At 43.3% G+C, this 20412-nt stretch carries 17 protein-coding genes; 11 read left to right on the top strand and 6 right to left on the bottom strand.

Annotation, left to right across the window (positions count from 1 at the left end; translation table 11 throughout):
- The first annotated feature begins 133 nt into the window (after positions 1-133).
- From AC3CAU_RS00775 to AC3CAU_RS00740, 8 genes are all read left to right on the top strand, one after another.
- Positions 134-1306 (top strand): isovaleryl-CoA dehydrogenase, encoded by a 1173-nt coding sequence (locus tag AC3CAU_RS00775; RefSeq protein WP_131218009.1) that lies wholly within the window; start codon positions 134-136, stop codon positions 1304-1306.
- Between the two features lie 42 nt (positions 1307-1348).
- Positions 1349-2950 (top strand): carboxyl transferase domain-containing protein, encoded by a 1602-nt coding sequence (locus AC3CAU_RS00770; RefSeq protein WP_447053052.1) that lies wholly within the window; start codon positions 1349-1351, stop codon positions 2948-2950.
- Positions 2951-2961: 11 nt separating this feature from the next.
- A complete protein-coding gene (locus AC3CAU_RS00765) occupies positions 2962-3762 on the top strand; it encodes an enoyl-CoA hydratase/isomerase family protein (protein WP_131218005.1) in 801 nt (266 codons plus the stop codon).
- 13 nt (positions 3763-3775) lie between these two features.
- Complete coding sequence (locus tag AC3CAU_RS00760; protein WP_131218003.1) at positions 3776-5770, top strand: acetyl/propionyl/methylcrotonyl-CoA carboxylase subunit alpha; 1995 nt, start codon at positions 3776-3778, stop codon at positions 5768-5770.
- Positions 5767-6669: a hydroxymethylglutaryl-CoA lyase gene (locus AC3CAU_RS00755; protein WP_447053051.1), complete on the top strand. Its 903-nt coding sequence runs from the start codon at positions 5767-5769 to the stop codon at positions 6667-6669. Before AC3CAU_RS00760 ends, AC3CAU_RS00755 begins: the two co-directional genes overlap by 4 nt.
- 103 nt (positions 6670-6772) lie before the next feature.
- Complete coding sequence (locus AC3CAU_RS00750) at positions 6773-7480, top strand: CoA transferase subunit A (protein WP_447053050.1); 708 nt, start codon at positions 6773-6775, stop codon at positions 7478-7480.
- Positions 7481-8110, top strand: coding sequence for a CoA transferase subunit B (locus AC3CAU_RS00745; protein WP_447053049.1), 630 nt, complete (start codon positions 7481-7483; stop codon positions 8108-8110).
- Between the two features lie 133 nt (positions 8111-8243).
- A complete protein-coding gene (locus AC3CAU_RS00740; RefSeq protein ID WP_447053048.1) occupies positions 8244-9653 on the top strand; it encodes a short-chain fatty acid transporter in 1410 nt (469 codons plus the stop codon).
- 387 nt (positions 9654-10040) lie between these two features.
- Here AC3CAU_RS00740 and AC3CAU_RS00735 read toward each other — a convergent pair whose 3' ends face one another.
- Genes AC3CAU_RS00735 through AC3CAU_RS00725 form a run of 3 tightly spaced genes read right to left on the bottom strand, consistent with a single transcriptional unit; the run spans position 10041 to position 13696 of the window.
- The gene (locus tag AC3CAU_RS00735) at positions 10041-11522 is read right to left on the bottom strand and encodes a sulfite reductase subunit alpha (protein ID WP_447053047.1); all 1482 of its coding nucleotides are present in this window, start codon (positions 11520-11522) and stop codon (positions 10041-10043) included.
- Positions 11523-11535: 13 nt separating this feature from the next.
- Positions 11536-12126 carry a PepSY-associated TM helix domain-containing protein gene (locus AC3CAU_RS00730; RefSeq protein WP_447053046.1) on the bottom strand — a complete coding sequence of 197 codons (591 nt, stop codon included), beginning with the start codon at positions 12124-12126 and terminating at the stop codon, positions 11536-11538.
- Positions 12127-12136: 10 nt separating this feature from the next.
- A complete protein-coding gene (locus AC3CAU_RS00725; RefSeq protein ID WP_447053045.1) occupies positions 12137-13696 on the bottom strand; it encodes a DUF2271 domain-containing protein in 1560 nt (519 codons plus the stop codon).
- 105 nt (positions 13697-13801) lie between these two features.
- On the opposite strand from AC3CAU_RS00725, the gene AC3CAU_RS00720 reads away from it, so the two are divergent.
- Positions 13802-14692, top strand: a complete 891-nt coding sequence (locus tag AC3CAU_RS00720; protein WP_447053044.1) for a DUF4198 domain-containing protein — start codon at positions 13802-13804, stop codon at positions 14690-14692.
- Positions 14693-14782: 90 nt separating this feature from the next.
- Here AC3CAU_RS00720 and AC3CAU_RS00715 read toward each other — a convergent pair whose 3' ends face one another.
- From AC3CAU_RS00715 to AC3CAU_RS00705, 3 genes are all read right to left on the bottom strand, one after another.
- Positions 14783-16111 (bottom strand): DcaP family trimeric outer membrane transporter, encoded by a 1329-nt coding sequence (locus tag AC3CAU_RS00715; RefSeq protein WP_447053043.1) that lies wholly within the window; start codon positions 16109-16111, stop codon positions 14783-14785.
- Between the two features lie 106 nt (positions 16112-16217).
- Positions 16218-17591 carry an MFS transporter gene (locus tag AC3CAU_RS00710; RefSeq protein ID WP_447053042.1) on the bottom strand — a complete coding sequence of 458 codons (1374 nt, stop codon included), beginning with the start codon at positions 17589-17591 and terminating at the stop codon, positions 16218-16220.
- 321 nt (positions 17592-17912) lie between these two features.
- A complete protein-coding gene (locus tag AC3CAU_RS00705; protein WP_425917393.1) occupies positions 17913-18827 on the bottom strand; it encodes a LysR substrate-binding domain-containing protein in 915 nt (304 codons plus the stop codon).
- 118 nt (positions 18828-18945) lie between these two features.
- Here AC3CAU_RS00705 and AC3CAU_RS00700 point away from each other — a divergent pair, with 118 nt between their 5' ends.
- On the top strand, positions 18946-20055 hold the full coding sequence (locus AC3CAU_RS00700; RefSeq protein WP_447053041.1) for a muconate/chloromuconate family cycloisomerase: 1110 nt from the start codon (positions 18946-18948) through the stop codon (positions 20053-20055).
- A 15-nt stretch (positions 20056-20070) separates the two neighbouring features.
- Positions 20071-20361 (top strand): muconolactone Delta-isomerase, encoded by a 291-nt coding sequence (gene catC, locus AC3CAU_RS00695; protein WP_131217987.1) that lies wholly within the window; start codon positions 20071-20073, stop codon positions 20359-20361.
- Positions 20362-20412 lie beyond the last annotated feature (51 nt).

Here is a 20412-nt window from a genome sequence, read left to right as displayed (position 1 = left end):
ACCAGATAAAATGAATTGTAAATCATTTTGTGAATATATATTCACTTTTTCAAAAAATAGTTGTATTGTAAAAATCAAGCACAAAAAAATGCTTTTTGGAACAACAAATATAACCATCAGGATGAATGAAGAAATGAATCTACAAAGTTTAAATTTCGGTTTGGATGAAACGCTAATTGCCCTTAAAGATTCAATCGCAGCATTCTGTGCAAAGGAGATTGCACCGATTGCTCAGCAAGTTGACCAAGACAATGTATTCCCTGCTCACCTTTGGAAAAAATTTGGTGATATGGGGCTACTTGGCCTGACTGTAAGCGAGGAATACGGTGGAACTAACCTTGGTTATTTGGCCCATATTATTGCCATGCAAGAAATTTCACGCGCATCAGCATCGATTGGCTTGTCCTACGGTGCACATTCTAACTTATGTGTAAACCAGATTAAGCGAAATGGTAACGAAGAACAAAAACAAAAGTATTTACCTAAACTGGTTTCCGGTGATTTTGTCGGTGCCCTGGCAATGTCAGAGCCTAATGCGGGCTCAGATGTCGTCAGCATGAAGCTAAAGGCAGAAGATAAAGGCGATCATTATCTGCTCAATGGTTCAAAAATGTGGATCACCAATGGCGGCGATGCTGACGTACTGGTAGTGTATGCCAAAACTGATCTGAAAGCCGGTTCTAAAGGCATGACGGCTTTTCTGGTTGAAAAAGGTATGCCGGGTTTTAGTCATGGTACGCATTTAGATAAACTCGGTATGCGCGGTTCAAACACCTACCCGCTTTTCTTCGACAATGTAGAAGTACCGAAAGAAAATGTGCTGGGTGGCGTGGGTAATGGTACCAAAGTTTTAATGAGTGGCTTGGACTATGAACGTGCAGTGTTAAGTGCAGGTCCGCTGGGCATTATGGATGCCTGCCTTGACACGGTACTTCCTTATATTCATGACCGTAAACAGTTTGGTCAGGCACTCGGTGAATTCCAGTTGATGCAAGGCAAAATTGCCGATATGTACTCCACCTGGCTGGCATGTAAGGCGCTGGTTTATGCCGTGGGCGCTGAATGTGACAAGGCTGAACATAGCCGCAGCTTACGTAAAGATGCAGCAAGTGCCATTTTATATGCTGCTGAAAAAGCCACCTGGATGGCAGGTGAAACCATTCAAACCTTAGGTGGTAATGGTTATATCAACGAATTTGCAGCCGGCCGTTTATGGCGCGATGCCAAACTTTATGAAATTGGTGCGGGAACTTCTGAAATCCGTCGCATGCTGATTGGTCGTGAACTGTTTAATGAAACAGCTTAAATCGCGGTCCGTGAGTACACTGAATAACAAGGAAGTTCGAAGATGAATACATTACAAAGCAGAATTAATATCCGAAGCGAAGATTTTAAAATTAACCAAGCTGCCATGCAGGTTTTGGTCGATGACTTAAAACAAAAAGCGCAGCAGATTGCTTTAGGCGGCGGTGAAAAAGCCCGTGAAAAACATTTGGCACGCGGCAAACTGTTACCGCGCGAACGCGTCGATCATCTGATTGATGCCGGAACTGCCTTTTTAGAAATTGGGCAATTGGCAGCTTATCAAGTCTATCCCGATGATGTGCCTGCTGCGGGTGTGATTGCCGGAGTTGGTCAGGTGAATGGCGTCACCTGCATGATTGTGGCCAATGATGCGACAGTCAAAGGCGGCACTTATTATCCCCTAACGGTGAAGAAACATTTACGTGCCCAAGAGATTGCTGAACAAAACCATTTGCCATGTATTTATCTGGTCGATTCAGGTGGTGCTTATTTACCGATGCAGGATGAAGTGTTCCCGGATCGTGATCACTTTGGCCGTATTTTTTATAATCAGGCGCGTATGTCGGGCCAAGGCATTGCACAAATTGCCGTGGTGATGGGAAGCTGTACTGCAGGGGGTGCTTATGTGCCTGCCATGTCGGACGAAACCATTATTGTGCGTAATCAAGGCACGATTTTCCTGGGTGGCCCGCCTTTAGTAAAAGCCGCGACCGGTGAAGTGGTCAGCTCTGAGGACTTGGGTGGCGGTGATGTGCATACTCGCCTTTCAGGGGTTGCTGATCATCTAGCTGAAAGCGATGAACATGCGATTGCGATTGCCCGTAATATTGTGGCGAACTTAAATAAAAAACCCAATAAAAGCGCAGATGAAATTGAAGCGCCATTATTTAATGCAGATGAGCTGTACGGCATCGTACCCAGTGATGCGCGTAAGCCTTTTGATGTGCGTGAAGTGATTGCCCGTATTGTCGATGGTTCACGTTTTGATGAATTTAAAGCCCGCTTTGGTACGACTTTAATCACAGGTTTTGCTGAACTTTTTGGCATGAAAGTCGGCATCATTGCCAATAACGGCATTCTGTTTTCGGAATCTGCACAAAAAGGTGCGCATTTCATTGAACTGTGTACCCAGCGCAATATTCCCCTGCTCTTTATTCAAAACATTACCGGCTTTATGGTCGGTCGCCAGTATGAAAATGAAGGCATTGCCAAAAATGGCGCCAAACTGGTGATGGCGGTGGCCAATGCCAATGTACCGAAACTGACCTTGGTGATTGGCGGTTCATTTGGTGCCGGCAACTATGGCATGTGTGGTCGTGCCTATTCTCCACGCTTCCTTTGGACTTGGCCGAATTCTCGTATTTCGGTGATGGGTGGTGAACAGGCATCAAGCGTGCTTTCTACTTTAAAGCGCGATCAGATTGAACAAAAAGGTGAAAGCTGGTCATCAGAACAGGAAGATCAATTTAAACAACCGATTCGTGATCAATACGAGCGCCAAGGTCATCCTTATTATGCTTCAGCGCGTCTTTGGGATGACGGTGTGATCGATCCTGCACAGACACGTCAAGTCTTGGGCTTAAGTCTGGCAGCGGCGCTGAATGCACCAATTTTACCAACCAAATTTGGCGTATTCCGCATGTAAGGGGTGAGAAAATGACTTATCAATTTTTACAGCTCGAACAACAGAATCAGGTGACTACGGTCTGGATTAACCGTGCTGAACTCCACAATGCCTTTAATACACAGGTGATTGAAGAATTGCATGCCTGCTTTCAAGCTTTAAATAGCCGTGAAGATGTACGTGTCGTAGTTTTGGCGGGTCGAGGCAAAAGCTTCTCGGCTGGCGCCGATCTGAACTGGATGAAACAGGCCGGACAAGCTTCGCAAGCGGAAAATGAAGCCGATGCACTAAAACTGGCGAAAATGTTGCAAAGTTTGGCGACTTTAAAACAACCGACCATTGCCCGTGTGCATGGGATTGCTTTTGGTGGCGGCATGGGTCTGGCGTCTGCCTGCGATATCTGTATCGCCAGCTCTGATGCCAAGTTTGCCACCTCCGAGGTTCGTTTAGGTCTGGCGCCATCGACCATTAGCCCTTATGTAATTCGTGCCATCGGTGCGCGTCAGGCTTCTCGCTATTTCTTAACCGCAGAACGCATCACTGCCGAGCAAGCACAAAAAATCGGTCTGGTGCATGAAGTCACGGCGATTGAAGAACTGGATAGCAAGATTGATGAAATTGTTCAAGCCTTGCTCTTGGGTGGCCCTGAAGCACAGGCATCATCCAAACAACTGATTCAACTGGTCGATCAGCAGGTGTTAACTGAAGAATTACTGCTGCAAACCGCACAACATATTGCCCATGTACGCCAAGGATCAGAGGCTAAAAATGGCTTGAGTGCTTTTTTAGATAAGCAAAGTCCTTCCTGGATTATCTCTACAGCAGAACAATAATAAGGATCATACAATGTTTGAAAAAATCTTAATTGCAAACCGTGGTGAAATCGCCTGCCGTGTGATTCGTAGCGCAAAAAAACTTGGAATCGCAACGGTGGCGGTCTATTCCGATGCCGATGCACAATCACAGCATGTCAAACTGGCCGATGAAGCGATTCATATCGGTGAATCTCCGGCTGCGCAAAGTTATTTACAGATTGATCGCATTATTCAGGCGGCTATAGACACCGGTGCTCAAGCGATTCATCCGGGCTATGGTTTCTTGTCAGAAAATGACCAGTTTGCCGAAGCGTGCCAAGCCAATAACATTACCTTTATTGGTCCACCAGTCGCAGCCATTTTGGCCATGGGCTTAAAAGCGACTTCAAAAGCGCTGATGGAAAAAGCCGGTGTTCCGCTTACGCCGGGCTATCATGGCAGCAATCAGGATGCCGAATTTTTAAAGCAACAGGCTGATGGCATCGGCTATCCGGTGCTGATTAAAGCCAGTGCCGGTGGCGGTGGTAAAGGCATGCGTCTGGTTGAACGCAGTGAAGATTTCCTGGGTTCATTGGCCTCTTGTAAAAGCGAAGCCAAATCCAGCTTTGGCAATGATGAAGTCTTGATTGAACGTTATGTGATTAATCCGCGTCATATTGAAGTACAAGTCTTCGGTGACTCACATGGCAACTATGTGCATTTATTTGAACGGGATTGTTCGGTACAGCGCCGTCATCAAAAAGTCCTTGAAGAAGCGCCCGCCCCACTGGTTTCACAAGACAAGCTCGATGCCATGCGCCAAGCTGCCATTGATGCCGCGCGTGCGGTCGATTATGTCGGTGCAGGCACGGTTGAATTTATTGTCGAGCAAGATGGTACCGCGTATTTCATGGAAATGAACACCCGTCTACAGGTTGAACATCCAGTCACTGAAATGATCACCGGCGTTGATCTAGTTGAATGGCAGTTGCGTGTAGCTTTTGGTGAGCCATTACCAAAACAGCAAGATCAGTTGAAAATTCATGGGCATGCCATTGAAGCCCGCGTGTATGCAGAAGAGCCTGAAAAAGGCTTTATTCCTGCAATTGGTCAAATTAGCTATTTGCACTACCCTGAACAAAATCAGCATGTTCGTGTCGACAGCGGTATTGTTCAAGGCGATGAAATCAGCACTTATTACGATCCGATGATTGCCAAACTGATTGTCTGGGGCGAAAACCGTGAAGCCGCTTTATTACAAATGCATCATGCCTTAGGACAGTTCCATGTCGATGGCTTGGGCAATAATATTGCTTTCCTGGACCGCATTATTCGTTGTAATTCTTTTAAAAATGCCAAGTTGGATACCAACCTGATCCAGCGTGAAGATGAATTCCTGTTTAAAAATATTCAATCACTGCAACCTGAATTAGTTGTGGCGACAGCATTGACCGAATTATTGCTGCGTTTCAGTAAAAATAAACCGGCAAGCAATCCAGTTTGGCAAAGTGAAACACTATGGCGCGTGAATATCAGCCCAAGCTATGCGATTAAATTAAAGCTCGATGAAGCCCTTGTTCAAGTCAATTTAAGCGCTGAACAAGAAGGTTTTGTTGCCGAATATCAAGGTGAAAAATTCCATATTTCCGGCCAGCTTTTAAATGCCCATACCGCACATTTCAATATTAATGGTAAACAGGCCAAAATTGCATTTAGCCAAAATGCGCAAGGTCTGACTATTTTCAAAAATGGTCAAAGCCACAAGTTTGGTTATCTGAATCAGAAATTCAGTTCTGAAGATACACAAAGCACTGAAGGCAACTTGAAAGCGCCAATGCCAGGTGTGATTACTCAAGTTCTGGTTGCCGCTAACGATCAGGTGAAAAAAGACGATGTACTGATGACGCTTGAAGCCATGAAGATGGAATATTCAATTCGTGCACCGCATGATGGCATTGTCGCAGCTTCCTATTTCCAGGCTGGTGATCAGGTCAAAGCCGGTGATGAACTGGTGGAATTTCAAGCCTTGACGGAGGAAGTTGCATGACTGGTTTCGTCAAAATTGTAGAGGTCGGACCGCGCGATGGTCTGCAAAATGAAAAAACGCCCCTCACCCTAGATGACCGTAAAAACCTGATTCTGGATTTAATGAAAACCGGTTTACAGGCAATTGAAGTCGGTTCCTGTGTTTCGGCCAAATGGGTGCCACAGATGGCAGACAGTGATGTGCTGTTTGCTCAATTGCCCCAAGATCCGAACATTCAGTTCAGTTTACTCACTCCAAACTTGAAAGGATTTGAGTCTGCGCTGGCAGTTGGTTGTAAGGAGGTTGCTGTGTTTACCGCAGCTTCTGAAAGTTTTACCCGCAAAAACATCAACTGTTCCATTGATGAAAGTTTTGAGAAGTTTGCCGACGTCATGGCGGCAGCCAAAGCCAATGATATTAAAGTTCGTGGTTATGTGTCCTGTATGGTGGATTGCCCCTATGAAGGTGCCATTGATCCGCAGCAAGTCGCTAAAGTCAGCAAACGCTTGCTGGATATGGGCTGCTATGAAGTGTCCTTAGGGGAAACCATCGGTACTGCCACTCCCGATCGGGTTAAAAAGGTCTGGGATGTTTGCCTTGCCGAGTTAGATAGCCAGGTTTTAGCCGGTCATTTTCATAATACTTACGGCATGGCGATTGCCAATATCTATCAATCGCTTAATCAAGGTATTCGGATATTTGACTCTTCGATTGCCGGTTTAGGCGGTTGTCCTTATGCCAAAGGTGCATCTGGCAATGTGGCCACGGAAGACTTGTACTATTTATTGTCTAAGATGGGTTTTGAAACCGGTATCAATTTGGATGCCTTAATGCAGGCCAGCCGCAACATCAGTCAGATGTTAAAACGTAATAATCCATCAAACTATGCCAATGCCTATTGGCAAACCCAGTGTGCTTAAAACTGCTATGATTTTTTCATTGCTAAAAAATCCTGCATCAAATTGATAAAAAGTTGCAATTCGGTCATACCCAGAAATGACTAGAAATAAAAAGAGGGATCAAATGCCAAATAAAGTTTATGAAAATGCACAGGCTGCATTACAAGATATTGTCAAAGATGGTCAAACCCTAGCGGTCGGTGGTTTTGGTTTATGTGGTATTCCAGAAGCGTTAATTGCAGCGCTTAAAGATACCGGGGCCAAACAACTGACCTGTATTTCCAATAATGCCGGTGTGGACGGTTTCGGCTTAGGGCTTTTGTTAGAAACCAAACAAATCAAAAAAATGATTTCATCTTATGTCGGTGAAAACAAAGAATTTGAACGTCAGTATTTAAACGGCGAACTGGCAGTCGAACTGACACCGCAAGGCACATTGGCGGAAAAACTACGTGCCGGTGGTGCCGGTATTCCGGCATTTTTTACCCAGACCGGTGTCGGTACTTTAATTGCCGAAGGTAAAGAAGTTCGTGAATTTGATGGCAAGGAATACATTCTGGAAAATTCCTTAACTGCCGATATTGCCCTAGTCAAAGCCTATAAAGCCGATAAGTCCGGCAATTTGATTTTCCGTAAAACCGCACAAAACTTTAATCCGGTCTGTGCTATGGCTGGCAAAATCAGCATTGCTGAAGTCGAAGAAATTGTGGAAATTGGCGATTTGGATCCAGATGAAATTCATCTTCCCGGCATTTATATCAACCGGATTATTTTAAATCGCAATCCTGAAAAACGCATCGAACAAATGACCTTAAAAGCGGAGGTGGTATAAATGGCTTGGACTCGTAATGAAATGGCACAGCGTGCCGCTTTAGAACTGGAAGATGGTTTCTATGTCAATTTAGGTATTGGCTTACCGACATTGGTGGCGAACTATATTCCTGAACATATGGATGTCTGGTTACAGTCAGAAAACGGCCTGCTCGGGATTGGTGAATTTCCCACTCAGGAAACGGTAGATGCCGACCTGGTCAATGCAGGCAAGCAAACCGTCACCGCCCGTAAAGGCGCAGCTTTTTTCTCCAGCGCTGACTCTTTTGCCATGATTCGTGGCGGTCATGTCAATATTGCCATTTTAGGCGCGATGGAGGTTTCCCAAACCGGCGATTTGGCCAACTGGATGATTCCGGGTAAAAAAGTCAAAGGTATGGGCGGTGCCATGGACCTGGTCGCAGGCGTACAAAAAGTGGTGGTATTGATGGAACACTGCGCCAAAGATGGCACGCCAAAAATTGTAGAGCAATGTGCCTTGCCACTGACCGGTAAAGGTGTAGTCCACCGGATTATCAGCGATTTGGGGGTACTCGATATTACCGCTGATGGGGTCAAACTGGTGGAACTGGCGAAAGACGTCAGCTTTGAAGAGATTCAAAAAGTCACTGGGGTAAAACTGCTTCAGTAATGCTGTATTGATATGATCTTCTATTTTCCTGCTTCCCTTAAAGCTGACTAAAGTTTTAAGGGGAAATCATTTCTGGCATAGATTTGCCTGCTTTAAAAACAAGAGTTTCAAGTATAAAAAGGAAATTAAAAGTGTGGATAACTCTCAAAATATCTTGCAACGCTTTGCCCTGAAAGTCAGTGACTGGTCAGAAAAATGGTTCCCCGATTCCTATATCTTTGCACTTTTAGGTGTCGTTATTGTTGCGATTGCAGCTATAGGCATAGGTGCACCTGTGCAAGAGGTAGCCATTTCATTCGGTAACGGTTTTTGGAGCCTGATTCCATTTACCATGCAAATGTGTATGTTAATCGTGGTCGGTTATGTGGTTTCCGTATCCAAACCGGTAGAATTGCTGATTCAAAAAATGGCGCAAATTCCGACTTCCGGTCGTAATGCCATTGTGATGGTCGCCACTGTCAGTTTATGTATTTCTTTAATTAACTGGGCCATGAGCACGGTGTTGACCGCCCTTTTGGTGATTGCCTTGGCAAAGCGCAAAGAGCTGAATATGGATTATCGCGCTGCTGCGGCAGCTGCCATTATTGGTATGGGTGCGACCTGGGCACTGGGCATCAGTTCATCCGCTGCGCAATTACAAGCCAATAAAGCCAGTTTACCTGAACCGATTTACAACTTAACTGGCGTAATTCCATTCACTGAAACCATCTTTTTGCCGCAGTCGATGATTATGACGGGTGTACTGATTATTGTCTCGATCGCGATTGCCTTCTGGTCGGCACCGAAAGGCAGTAGCATTAAAACTCTGGATGACTTTCCTATTCAGTTTGAAGAGGAAAACAAAGAGGTTCAGACAAGCAAACGACCGGGTGACTGGCTGGAAAATTCTCCCATTTTAAGTATTCTAATCGTCGCATTGGGTCTGATCTGGATGTTCAACGAATTTACCAAAAGCAATCCCATTATTGCGATCTCCAGCCTGAACACCTATAACTTTATCTTCTTAATGCTCGGAATTGCCTTGCATGGTACACCCCGAAATTTCTTAAATGCCGTATCCAAAGCCGTACCTGCGGTATCGGGCGTACTGATTCAATTTCCACTTTATGGCAGTATTGCTTTCATTATGACCAGTGCAATGAATGCACAGGATCTATCTCTGTCGCACTATATTGCGGAATTTTTCGTCTCGATTGCGTCTAAAGAAACCTTTGCCATTGTGATGGGTATCTATTCTGCAATTTTAGGTTTCTTCATTCCCTCTGGTGGCGGGAAATGGATTATTGAGGCACCTTATGTGATGCAGGCAGCACATGATTTAAAAGTTCACTTGGGCTGGTCGGTACAAATTTATAATGCAGCAGAAGCCCTTCCCAACTTAATTAATCCGTTCTTTATGTTACCGATGCTCGGGATCTTAAAACTCAAAGCCAAAGATGTGATTGGCTTTACCGTGACCCAGCTGATTTTCCATGTTCCTTTAGTGTTGTTCTTATTGTGGATCTTGGGTCGAACTTTAACTTATATGCCGCCTACTTTTTAACAAAAAGCTAAATATTAGATCCCTTTCATAAATCAAAAAATGTTCAATATTAGATTTTTTAAATCAGCACGGCCTCATTTGATTGATTTAATTTTTTATCTTTTTGTAGGCATTTTCTATACTTTTGAAAGGTCAAAATGAGGACTTAAAATATATTTTGAGTCCGCAAGAAAAACCTTTTGTTTCCCATATACGACATTCTTGTCGTGATGGGAAACGTGTAGCATCCATGCCACGCTCATGACTCTAATATTTGCTAAAAATCTATTTTCAATTTTGGTTTTAAGAACAATTTTTAGTTTCTAAAATGATTTATGGAAGAAGTTTGTTTAAGGGCATGTTTACATGCCCTTAAATGTTTAACTCACTTTGATCAAGCAATAAAGTTTAGTAAACATCCCTTCGATAACGTCCTTCGACTCTCAGCTGCTCTAATTGTTCAGCACCTAGAAGACTAAGCAAGGTTTGCTCCACTTCTTGTGCCATACCTTTTAAACTGCCACAGACATAAATGGCGGCACCCGCTTCAATCCAGCTTAAAAGCTGTTCAGATTTTTGCTGCAAGATATGCTGAACATAGATTTTTTCAGCCTGATCACGGGAAAATGCGTAATCCACTTCGGGCAGAAAACCTTGCGCTTGCCACAGTTGAATCTGGTCTTTGTAAAGATGGTCGAACTGCTGTTGTCGTTCACCAAAAATTAGCCAGTTTTGCGGCTCATTCCATTGCTGTCTTTGTGCAAGATGAGCGACCAAACCTGCAATACCGGTACCATTGCCAATTAAAATGAAAGGCTTCTGGGTGGGTTTTAAATGAAAGGTGGCATGAGAACGAATTCTGGCCACAATGTTTTGTCCCAACACAGCATATTCAGTCAGCCAACCCGAGCCTAAACCTAGACCAGTCGCGGTGATTTCCTGTCTAACCACCAATTCAATTCTTCCTCCTTGTTCAGAAATACTGGCGATTGAATATTCTCGAATAGCCAAATCATCAAAGCGTTGAATCCACTCCTCAAAAGACTCATTCAACCCTCGGTCTGGAACTCGTCTTAAATTCTTAAATTGCAATGTAACTAATAAATCTCCATCAACTATTTGTTGCTGAGCTTGTGAAAATGCCTGTATATCTTCAAGTCGATTACCACATTGAACTTCTAGAATGTCTCCAGATGACCAAGTTGTGCTTTCAGCATACGACAGTTGGATTTGATAAATCGGCTTGCCTTGGCTACCTGTATTTAAGCACACCCGATTTTTTAAGATAAAGGTATGCCAGTTTTGCTCTGGCTGATCCGAAGTGAATTGTTGTTGAGTGAGCTGTTCTAAACGTTGTGTCCAGCAATTCAAGTCTGCTTGTTTTAAATGATCGACACAGACCATTTTAAATAAAGCTTTCGCCTGATGCTGCTGTAAATGTTGATCTAAGACTTGTCCAAAACGACAAAAATGCGTATAGCGTTTATCCCCCAAAGCTAAAATGGCATACGACTGATGGGAAAGGTTTAAAGATGAATCGCTAAAAATATTTTTTATCGTTAGCCGTGCCGTATCAGGCGCATCGCCTTCCCCATAGGTACTCACGAACCACAAAACTTTATGGGCTGCTCGCAATTGTTCAACAGTCAAATATTGAATATCAACGACGCTCATTGTTTGGCCGACGCGTTCTAACTGTTGCGCCGTCTGCCGGGCATAATATTCTGCCTGACCGGACTGACTTGCAAAAACAATCAGATCATCATTTTGGCTCAATACTGGCCTTGGTTTTTGCTGATGATTGGTCAGGATCAGACAAGCGATCCATATTGCATAAAGCAACAGTAAAATGGCAAATGCAATTAAAACTATAGCAACAGAATATGTCATGAAATGATCTTTCCTATACCGCAGACCAGATCAGTAAAATAATCATCGCCAAGCTGACTGCTGTCAGCACAAGATGTATGACCAAACGGGTTTTAATGCTTAAAAACAAAATATAGCCTGCTAATGACAACACAATATAAATAATCGCACTGATATCAATCAGCCAGCTCCACGCCAGTCCAGAATTTTTACCCCGGTGCAAATCATTCAGCAGCGATACTGTAGAAGCGGGCTTTTGAGTAATTTCGGTTTCACCGGTATCGGTCGTCACAAAAATATCAGTTGCTCCGGCTGGGCTTTCCAGGCGAATCATCACTTCATTATCCATCACTTCACTACTTTGGTAACGCCCTACCAGATTGTGCTGTTGACGGACAAAATTTAAAATCGTATCGCTAGGGTTCTCGGTTTGCTTAATCGACTTTAAAAGCGACTCAGGTAAAATTAGCTTAGTGGTTTCTTCTGTTGTAGTCGGTTTAAACCATTCAGGATGATTCAGCAACAAGCCCGTCACAGAAAAAAATAGCAAAGTGATAAATGCAAAAGCTGAAAGCCAGCCATGCACATAACGTGCATGGCGGTAAAAATCACAACGTTGATACACGTATTTAGCCTTAGTTCACTTTTTGGAAATTAAGTTTAACTGCGCCAATTTCTTTTTGTGCAGCTAAGGTCTGATTGGAAGCTGTGGCTTTTACATCCAGATCAAAGGTTTGATAAGAATGCTCCCCATGCTCACGCGAGGTTTCAATATGAATCAGATATTTACCTGCTGCTACTGCTTTACCTGTTTCATCCTTACCATCCCAGGACAATTTATACTGTCCAGGTTGGCGTGAAGGTTTTGCTACTGCGTCCAGATTTGGCATTTGGCGTCCATAACGGCGATACCAGACATAATTCGAGTTAATCCATTTCTCATCTTTACCCCAAACCGCCAAGGTACGGACAATTTTTTTATTGGCATCTGTCACCCAAACAGACACATAAGGGGCACGGTAGTTTTCAACGACAATTTTAGGAATGATCAGGTCAATAATGGCTTGATAACCTGCTGGCCACTTTGCAGAGGACTGACTCGCTGCGACAGTTCGCATTTCTGCATGTTGAGGCGTTTGAACCAGGCTGTTCCAACCTGAACTTTGATAAACCTGACCATCCGTCAAAGTAACTTTAGCTTCATATCCAATCAGGGCTTCAATCAGTTCCAAACCTTCTGCTGGTGTCATTGCAGCCAAGGCAGTCGCCAAGGCATCAGCATCTGCTGCACAGGTTCCGACTACAACGCATTGTTCTACTTGCTGTAGCGGCATGCCTGTTTTTGGATACAGTAAATGGGTTTGTCCTGCAAGGCTGCGGTAACCTTTCCCACTAAAGGCAATAGCCTGATCGTTTAAGTTAAGTACTTGTTGAGGCACACTGTTATCCGTATGGTTAAAGGCATCTTGTACCCCAATTTTCCAGCCCTCTTTTTGTGGTGCATTACCCCAAACACGGATGTCACCGCCAATATCTACCAACAGACCTTGAACACCTGGAACAGCTTGACGCGCTGCAACCAGCGCACGGTCAATAATGTAGCCCTTGGCATAGGCATCAGGGGAAAATTTCACAGCTGAATTCATCGCAATGCTTTGTTGTTCCGTATCTAGTTTTACGCTGTCTGCCTTTAACTGATTTAAAACTTGGGTACGGGTGGCTTCATTCAGCTTGGCTACACCCTGCGATTGTTCCCATAGCGTCATCAGTTGACCCAAGCGCGCATCGAAAGCCCCACAGGTTTTATCACGCCAGTTTTCACAGGCAGCAATCACTTCAAAAAGCTCAGCTGAAACCTTGCCCTGTTTATTATTATTTAAAGCAGAGATTTCACTGTCATCACGCCAAGTCGATAACACCTGATCTAACTGGCTAATTTCTTTTTGTATGGCATCTACAGCGCGTTTAGCCTCTTGTTTAGAAGCCCCTTGAACCACCACATCCAAGGATGTACCTAAAATATGGTCACTATGGAAATGATGGGTTTGGGTGACGATTTGTTCTGATCGTTCGATTTTTTCACTCTGCTCAGCAGCATTTGTCTGCAAAGGAGAAATCAGTGCCAGTGCCATAACCAAGGGCGAAAGACGAAATGCCTTATGAGTTGGGTAAAAATTTCTTGCAGCAGATGACATACTGATTCTCCAGAATATTTTTAATGAATATTATTGATAATGATAGTAGTTATCAAGTAGATTACGTGCATTATATTAAATAAATATTTTCTGGAGTTCCTAACAATGAATAACTGGCTCAAAATTGCATTACTGACGTCGCTACCTATTATTTCTCATGCACATAGCATGAGTCCTTTTCTGCTTCCTGAAGTATTCGATACCAAAGCCGCACAAAGCATCAGTTTCCAAAGTGCAATTACAGTCGAGAAGTTTTTTGTTGCGGGAAATAACTTTAAAACCAGCTATGTCATCACCGAACCTGACGGTCAACAAAAAACGATAAATGCGGCAGCAGCGTTAAAACGCTTTAATATTGCAGAATTTGATTTACCAAAAGAAGGCACTTATCGCATTCGCACTCAAGATGCAGTGGGTAATCCCGGAAAATATGCCTGGGTGGATGGTCGCTGGTTACGTGTGCGTCCAGTGCGCGCCGGCATGCAAAATCCTGTACCGGCCAAACCTGCTGAAACAGTCACGACTCAAAAGGCACCTGCGCCGACTCAGCCACCGCGTATGATTGCAGCAGACCAAGTGCCGACAAATGCAAAAACCTTAGAAGTCACCAATCACCTGATTGCTGAAAGTTATGTCACCAAAGGCAAACCGTCTGCAATTCCAGCACCAAGCAAGAAAGGTTTTGAGTTCAAGTTACTGACTCATCCCAATGAGCTGTACGCAGGTGAATCACTCAAAGCTCAGGTATTGATGAATGGGAAAGCGGTGCCGAATCTTGAAATTGATATCTTTAAAGGTGCAGGTAGTTATGAGCCAAATGCAAAACGTGAACAGCCACATGTAAAAACCAATGCGAAAGGCGAAGTAGAAATTAAATTTGATCAGGCCGGTATTTATTTAATTACTGCGTCTTATCCAGAAGCCAATACGGATGCGACTAAAAAACCGGCCACTGAAAACTTTACTTATGGCTTAACGGTTGAAGTCACAGAATAATGTTTATCGTTAGATAAAATCTAAAAATTATTCATATCAAAAAACCCCTATTTTTAAATAGAGGCTTTTTGAATTTGTCGTTATAGCAGATTAAAAGTTATAGATCGCTACAGCATTCAGGCGGTTGTCTTCACCCGTCTTGCTGCCATTTGGTGCAGCACCAAATGCTTCGCGTTCACCATAAACATATTCAAGCCCAAAACTTAAAGGTTTGGTCGGGCTATAAAAAACATTTGCCCAAGCTTGCCAAAGTTCTTTATTGGCTGCAGTTTTATTGGTTAACGCATTGATATAATTTTGATCTTCATCAAAAATCATATAACCATAGCCCACAGTACCGCGTAGTTTTTCATTAAACTGTTGGGTCAAACCTACAGTAATCGAATCAAACTCGCTCTGCACAAGGCTACCATCCGCTTGTTTCACCACACCGCTATTGGTAAAGGAAACAAAACTGCTATCGCCTTTGACATGGTAATAATCGGCTTTTAAGGTTGTTCCTGGCACCACATCATACTTGGCGCCCAAACCCACACCCCAAGCCATTTCTTCATCTGAATTCACACGTTTTTCATGCCCCATAGCACGTGCGCTGACGTTCAAATTGTCGGCAAACTGGTGGTTTAAACGTGCAGTCAAAGCCGGTAAACGTTGCGTAATTGAAGCATCTTTTGGGTCTTCAAGTGCCATCACCAGATTGGTTTGTGGATTGAATTTGGTGGTATGACGCACCTGTGGCGTACGTTTTACAGCTCCCCCCACATATGCCAAGGCATCAATCGTTTCAGGCATATAATCTGGAACCGCAAAGTTTGACCAGGTTTGCCCCATCAGCCAGTTACCGTAACTTAAATAAGCATGACGAATACGCAAATTATCAAAGTTTGATCCACCCAGGAAGTCAACTTCAATTTTACCTTTTACATCTTGTTCAGAGACTTGAGTTTTAAAATCCAAGCCTAAACGTGTTGCCGCTAAAGTCGATCTTAAACGGTCACTGTTTTCACTATTTCCCTCTAATGCAACAGCATTAATATGGTTATAGGGCAAATCTCTGCTTGTGCCTTCAACTTGATAGGACGCATCAGTACGGACATTACCATACAGATTAAACTCGGCACCTTTGGCAGTTTTCAGTACAGGATTTGCTGTAGCCACAGGCGCTGGGCGTTGAACCGCTGCAATAGCAGTAGCAGTCTGCGCAGTCTGTACTTTTTGCTGTTCAACCATGTTGCGTAAAGCTTGAACTTCCTGTCTGAGCTGTTCAATTTCTTTTTGCTGTTGAGTTTGGGCTTGGGCCGCTACGCTGACTCCTCCCATACTTAGGGCAATCATGCTCAGCATAAGCGTGCGCTTCATTGCTGGTTGAACTTTTTTTGACTGAAATTCAGTTGCTTGGGTTAATAGTGTCGTGTTCATCCTAAACTCGCTTGTTATTGTCCGATTAAATTCTAGCAATAGATCGCCATCGCGACGATGGCGATCTATATCATTGATGACATTATGTTTATTAAGAATTATAGAGTTATTGAATCGCTTTTTTAGTCAAAGGCGTATCGCTAGTGCCAGACTGTGTAAGGGCTTTTGCATCAACAGAGACTTTTAAATTCACCAGATAGATAGCAATCGCTGCAATAATTCCTGGAATCGCGATGGCCAAGAAGTTCATTTGATGCGGTAATTCAAAGGTGAGTAAAGTACCAGTCAAGACTGGTCCAACAATGGCACCAATTCGTCCAATTCCTGATGCCCAGCCCATCCCTGTTGAGCGAACTGCAGTTGGATAAAACTGTGCAACGAAGGTATAAAGCAGAATTTGTGAGCCAATGGTCGCTGCACCTGCAATGGCGATCAGAACATACAGCACTGCTTGCGGGCTATTAAAACCAAGCAGAATTAAAGCAATTGCACCCACGGTAAACATAGTGGTCAGTACCGGTTTTAAATGGAATTTGTCTGCTAGAACTCCGCCACCAATTGCACCGATCATGCCGCCGATATTTAAGGCAAACAGGAACATAAGACTTGCACCCAATGAGTAGCCAGCCTGAATCATCAATTTCGGTAACCAGCTGCCTAATGCATAAACCATGAGTAAGCACATAAAGAAGGCTGCCCAAAACATTAAGGTACTGAACATACGGCCTTGCTGAAATAACGCACGTAATGGAGCTTCATCGCCAACAGTTGGTTCATTCAGAATAAAAGTCGTTTGTGAGTCAATCTGCTGTTCCGGTGCAATTTTTTTCACAATTGCACAGGTTCTTTCTGTTTCACCCTTTTTAGTCAAAAACATCAGGGACTCTGGAAGATATTTCCAAATAAACGGCAAAGTAAATAACGGAATACTGGCGATATAGAACATGATTTTCCAGCCATAATCCCCCACTAGCCATGCACCCAACAAGGCAGACGCCATACCACCAATAGCATAACCACTAAACATAATGGCAACCAAGGTGCTGCGAATACGTTTAGGGGCATATTCCGTCATTAGTGCAACCACGTTTGGCATTACCCCACCAATTCCCAGGCCCGCCAAGAATCGTAGAATTCCAAATTCGGTCGGTGTCGTTGCGAATGCACCCAGAAATGTAAAGCCACTGAAAATGGCGATACAGATCATGATGGTTTTTTTACGCCCCAACTTGTCTGAGAGTGTTCCGAAACTCATGGCACCAAACATCATGCCGAATAATGCAGTACTGGCAAGCAAACCTGCCTGCACAGTGGTAAGCACCCATTCTTGCATTAAAATAGGTAAAACGACGCCATAAATGACTAAATCATAACCGTCAAAAATAATAATCATTAAACACCAAATCAGGACTCCCCAATGAAAAGGAGTAAATTTGGCTTCATCCACTAAAGTGTTTATGTTCAGTTTATTGGTATTCACTTTGCGCTCCTGCATATGAATCTTTAGATTTGTAGTCACAATGCAGCAAAGTGATTTTATTGTCCAAAACCGATTACATATATATTCATACCTTAAAAGTAAGACAAGCGGTATTAAAAACCAAAACGATACTTTATAGATATCCAGAAATCCTATAAGGTTGGTTGGGATATTTTATTTTCTATTTCAAGCTTTGTTGTTGTGAAAAAAATGCCGGCTGATCCAATATAAAATACTGATCGGCAGGCATATTATTAAAAATAATCAAGTAATTTGTGGGATAACAATACCAATAATTATAGGAAAATTAGTTCTAATCTGTTAAATCACGGCACGGTCGTAACCAATCGCTTCTAGATCATAGACCTGATAAATACAGTCAAATAATGAACGGATATCCTCACTTTCATCCATACTGCGAATCGCCAGAAATATCGGGCTAACAGCAGCATCATCCAGTATCGGGATATAGTGCAAATGCGGTAACTGGATGGTTCTAGCGCTTTCCGGAACCACGCAAATCCCTTCACCTGCTGCAACCAGCCCTAAAGCCAGCTGGATTTCGCGAACCTCTTTTAAGCTTTTAGGATCAAGACTGTACTCCGAAAAAAGTGATCTCACTTGCGTGGAAAAATTAGGTTTTGGGTGACTTGGGTATAGAAACAGATTCTCATCCACTATATCGGTCAGAAAGACACCTTTCTTCTGCATAGCCAGTGGATGACTAGAATGTACCGCCACCATTAGGGGTTCTTCGCGCAAAAGGATTCGTCTCACCGCAGGATCAGAAATACGTAGTCGACCAAAGCCTACATCTATCCTTCCCTCTTTAAGTGCTTGAATTTGATTTTTGGTGCTCATTTCAATCAGTTCAATTTTCAAATGCGGTTGTTGCTGACGAAATAAATAGACGATTTTTGGTAGTAAACCATACAGCAGTGAACCGACGAAACCCATGGTGACTGTTTTTTCGACCATTCCCACCCGCTGGGTCATTGCCTTAATTTCTTCGGCATTAGACAAAAGTTTAACAGCATGCTGATAAAAGAATTGTCCTGCTTCAGTTGTCATTAAAGGTCGACTTCCACGCTCAAAAAGCTGAATGCCGAGCTCTGCTTCCAGGTTTTGTATCTGACGGCTTAAAGGAGGCTGGGCAATAAACAGTTTTTCAGCCGCTTTCGTAAAGCTTTGTTCCTCAACTACGGCAACAAAGTATCGTAAATGTCTTAATTCCATAATTACCCATACCTTTAAAGCATATTAAAATGCAAATTTGATCTTAGACAGCATATCTTTATTCTTTTAAGGTATACCACATGAGATAGACAAAGCAAGATGCTTGGGAAGCTTAAAGATGTACAAATCCATAGAAACGTTGCTTGTTGAAATTCCAACCATCCGTCCGCACAAGATGGCTGTGGCAACCATGCAAACCCAAACATTAGTGTTGGTGAAAGTCACGACTGAAGACGGTTTTACCGGTTGGGGCGAAGCGACCACGATTGGTGGATTGGGATATGGGGATGAAAGTCCGGAAAGCGTAAAAACCAATATTGAAACATATTTTGCCCCGTTACTGAAATCACTTTCAGGTCTGAATGTCGCTCAAACGATTAAAACGCTCAAACGTAATATTAACGGTAACCGTTTTGCCAAATGTGCCATTCAAACCGCACTACTGGATATTCAGGCACAACGCTTAGGTTTGCCGCTCAGTGAAATTTTAGGCGGCCGTCTACGCGATAGCGTTCCAGTACTTTGGGTGCTTGCTTCAGGTGATACAGAGAAAGACATTGCCGAAGCGAAAAAGATGATTGAGCTGAAACGTCATAACGTATTCAAACTCAAAATCGGTTCACGTCCTGTAGAAGACGATGTTGCCCATGTTTTAGCGATTAAGAAAGCTTTGGGTTCAGACATCTCGATTCGTGTCGATGTCAATCGTGCCTGGTCAGAACTTGAAGCGGTTAAAGGTATTCAGTTGTTACAAGATGGCGGTGTCGACCTGATTGAACAACCATGTGCGATTGAGAATCTGGATGCCATGAAGCGTTTAACCCGTCGTTTTGATATTGCCATTATGGCGGATGAATCATTATACGGTCCGCAGAGTGCTTATCAGATTGCGCGTAACAACGGTGCCTCAGTATTTGCAGTAAAAATTGCCCAGTCAGGTGGCCTGATTGAAGGTTGTGAAGTTGGGAAAATTGCCAAACTTGCAGGCATTGACCTGTACGGTGGCACCATGCTTGAAGGACCAGTCGGTACGATTGCTTCAGCACATGTATTTTCAACTTTTGAAAGTCTTGCCTACGGCACAGAATTATTCGGTCCACTGCTACTGACTGAAGACATTTTAAAAACACCGCTTCAATATCAAAACTATGAGTTGGTTTTACCGACTGCAGCTGGTTTAGGTATCGAACTGGATTTAGACAAAATTGACAACTTACGTCGTCAGTAACTTAAGGAATTAGACATGCTTTTCCACGTACGTATGGATGTAAATATTCCACTAGATATGCCAAGCGATCAAGCCAACGAAATTAAAGCAGTTGAAAAAGCTTATTCGCATGATTTACAGCGTCAAGGTAAATGGCGTCATATCTGGCGCATTACCGGTCAGTACTCAAACATCAGTATTTTTGATGTTGAGAGCAATGAAGAACTACACAATATTTTACAAGGTCTTCCGCTATATCCGTATATGAATATTGAAGTGATGCCATTAAATCGCCATCCTTCTTCTATTCATGAAGACGATCGCTAATTTTAATAATATGCAACATGGTGAATTCATTTACCGGCTGCAAAAAAAGCA

This window comes from Acinetobacter sp. GG23, assembly GCF_057766365.1.
This window is presented reverse-complemented; position numbering and strand designations above follow the sequence as displayed.

Coding starts and splice junctions, on each gene's coding strand:
- AC3CAU_RS00775 (WP_131218009.1), top strand. CDS start 134: ATGAATCTACAAAGTTTAAATTTCGGTTTGGATGAAACGCTAATTGCC.
- AC3CAU_RS00770 (WP_447053052.1), top strand. CDS start 1,349: ATGAATACATTACAAAGCAGAATTAATATCCGAAGCGAAGATTTTAAA.
- AC3CAU_RS00765 (WP_131218005.1), top strand. CDS start 2,962: ATGACTTATCAATTTTTACAGCTCGAACAACAGAATCAGGTGACTACG.
- AC3CAU_RS00760 (WP_131218003.1), top strand. CDS start 3,776: ATGTTTGAAAAAATCTTAATTGCAAACCGTGGTGAAATCGCCTGCCGT.
- AC3CAU_RS00755 (WP_447053051.1), top strand. CDS start 5,767: ATGACTGGTTTCGTCAAAATTGTAGAGGTCGGACCGCGCGATGGTCTG.
- AC3CAU_RS00750 (WP_447053050.1), top strand. CDS start 6,773: ATGCCAAATAAAGTTTATGAAAATGCACAGGCTGCATTACAAGATATT.
- AC3CAU_RS00745 (WP_447053049.1), top strand. CDS start 7,481: ATGGCTTGGACTCGTAATGAAATGGCACAGCGTGCCGCTTTAGAACTG.
- AC3CAU_RS00735 (WP_447053047.1), bottom strand. CDS start 11,522: ATGACATATTCTGTTGCTATAGTTTTAATTGCATTTGCCATTTTACTG.
- AC3CAU_RS00725 (WP_447053045.1), bottom strand. CDS start 13,696: ATGTCATCTGCTGCAAGAAATTTTTACCCAACTCATAAGGCATTTCGT.
- AC3CAU_RS00720 (WP_447053044.1), top strand. CDS start 13,802: ATGAATAACTGGCTCAAAATTGCATTACTGACGTCGCTACCTATTATT.
- AC3CAU_RS00715 (WP_447053043.1), bottom strand. CDS start 16,111: ATGAACACGACACTATTAACCCAAGCAACTGAATTTCAGTCAAAAAAA.
- AC3CAU_RS00705 (WP_425917393.1), bottom strand. CDS start 18,827: ATGGAATTAAGACATTTACGATACTTTGTTGCCGTAGTTGAGGAACAA.
- AC3CAU_RS00700 (WP_447053041.1), top strand. CDS start 18,946: ATGTACAAATCCATAGAAACGTTGCTTGTTGAAATTCCAACCATCCGT.
- catC (WP_131217987.1), top strand. CDS start 20,071: ATGCTTTTCCACGTACGTATGGATGTAAATATTCCACTAGATATGCCA.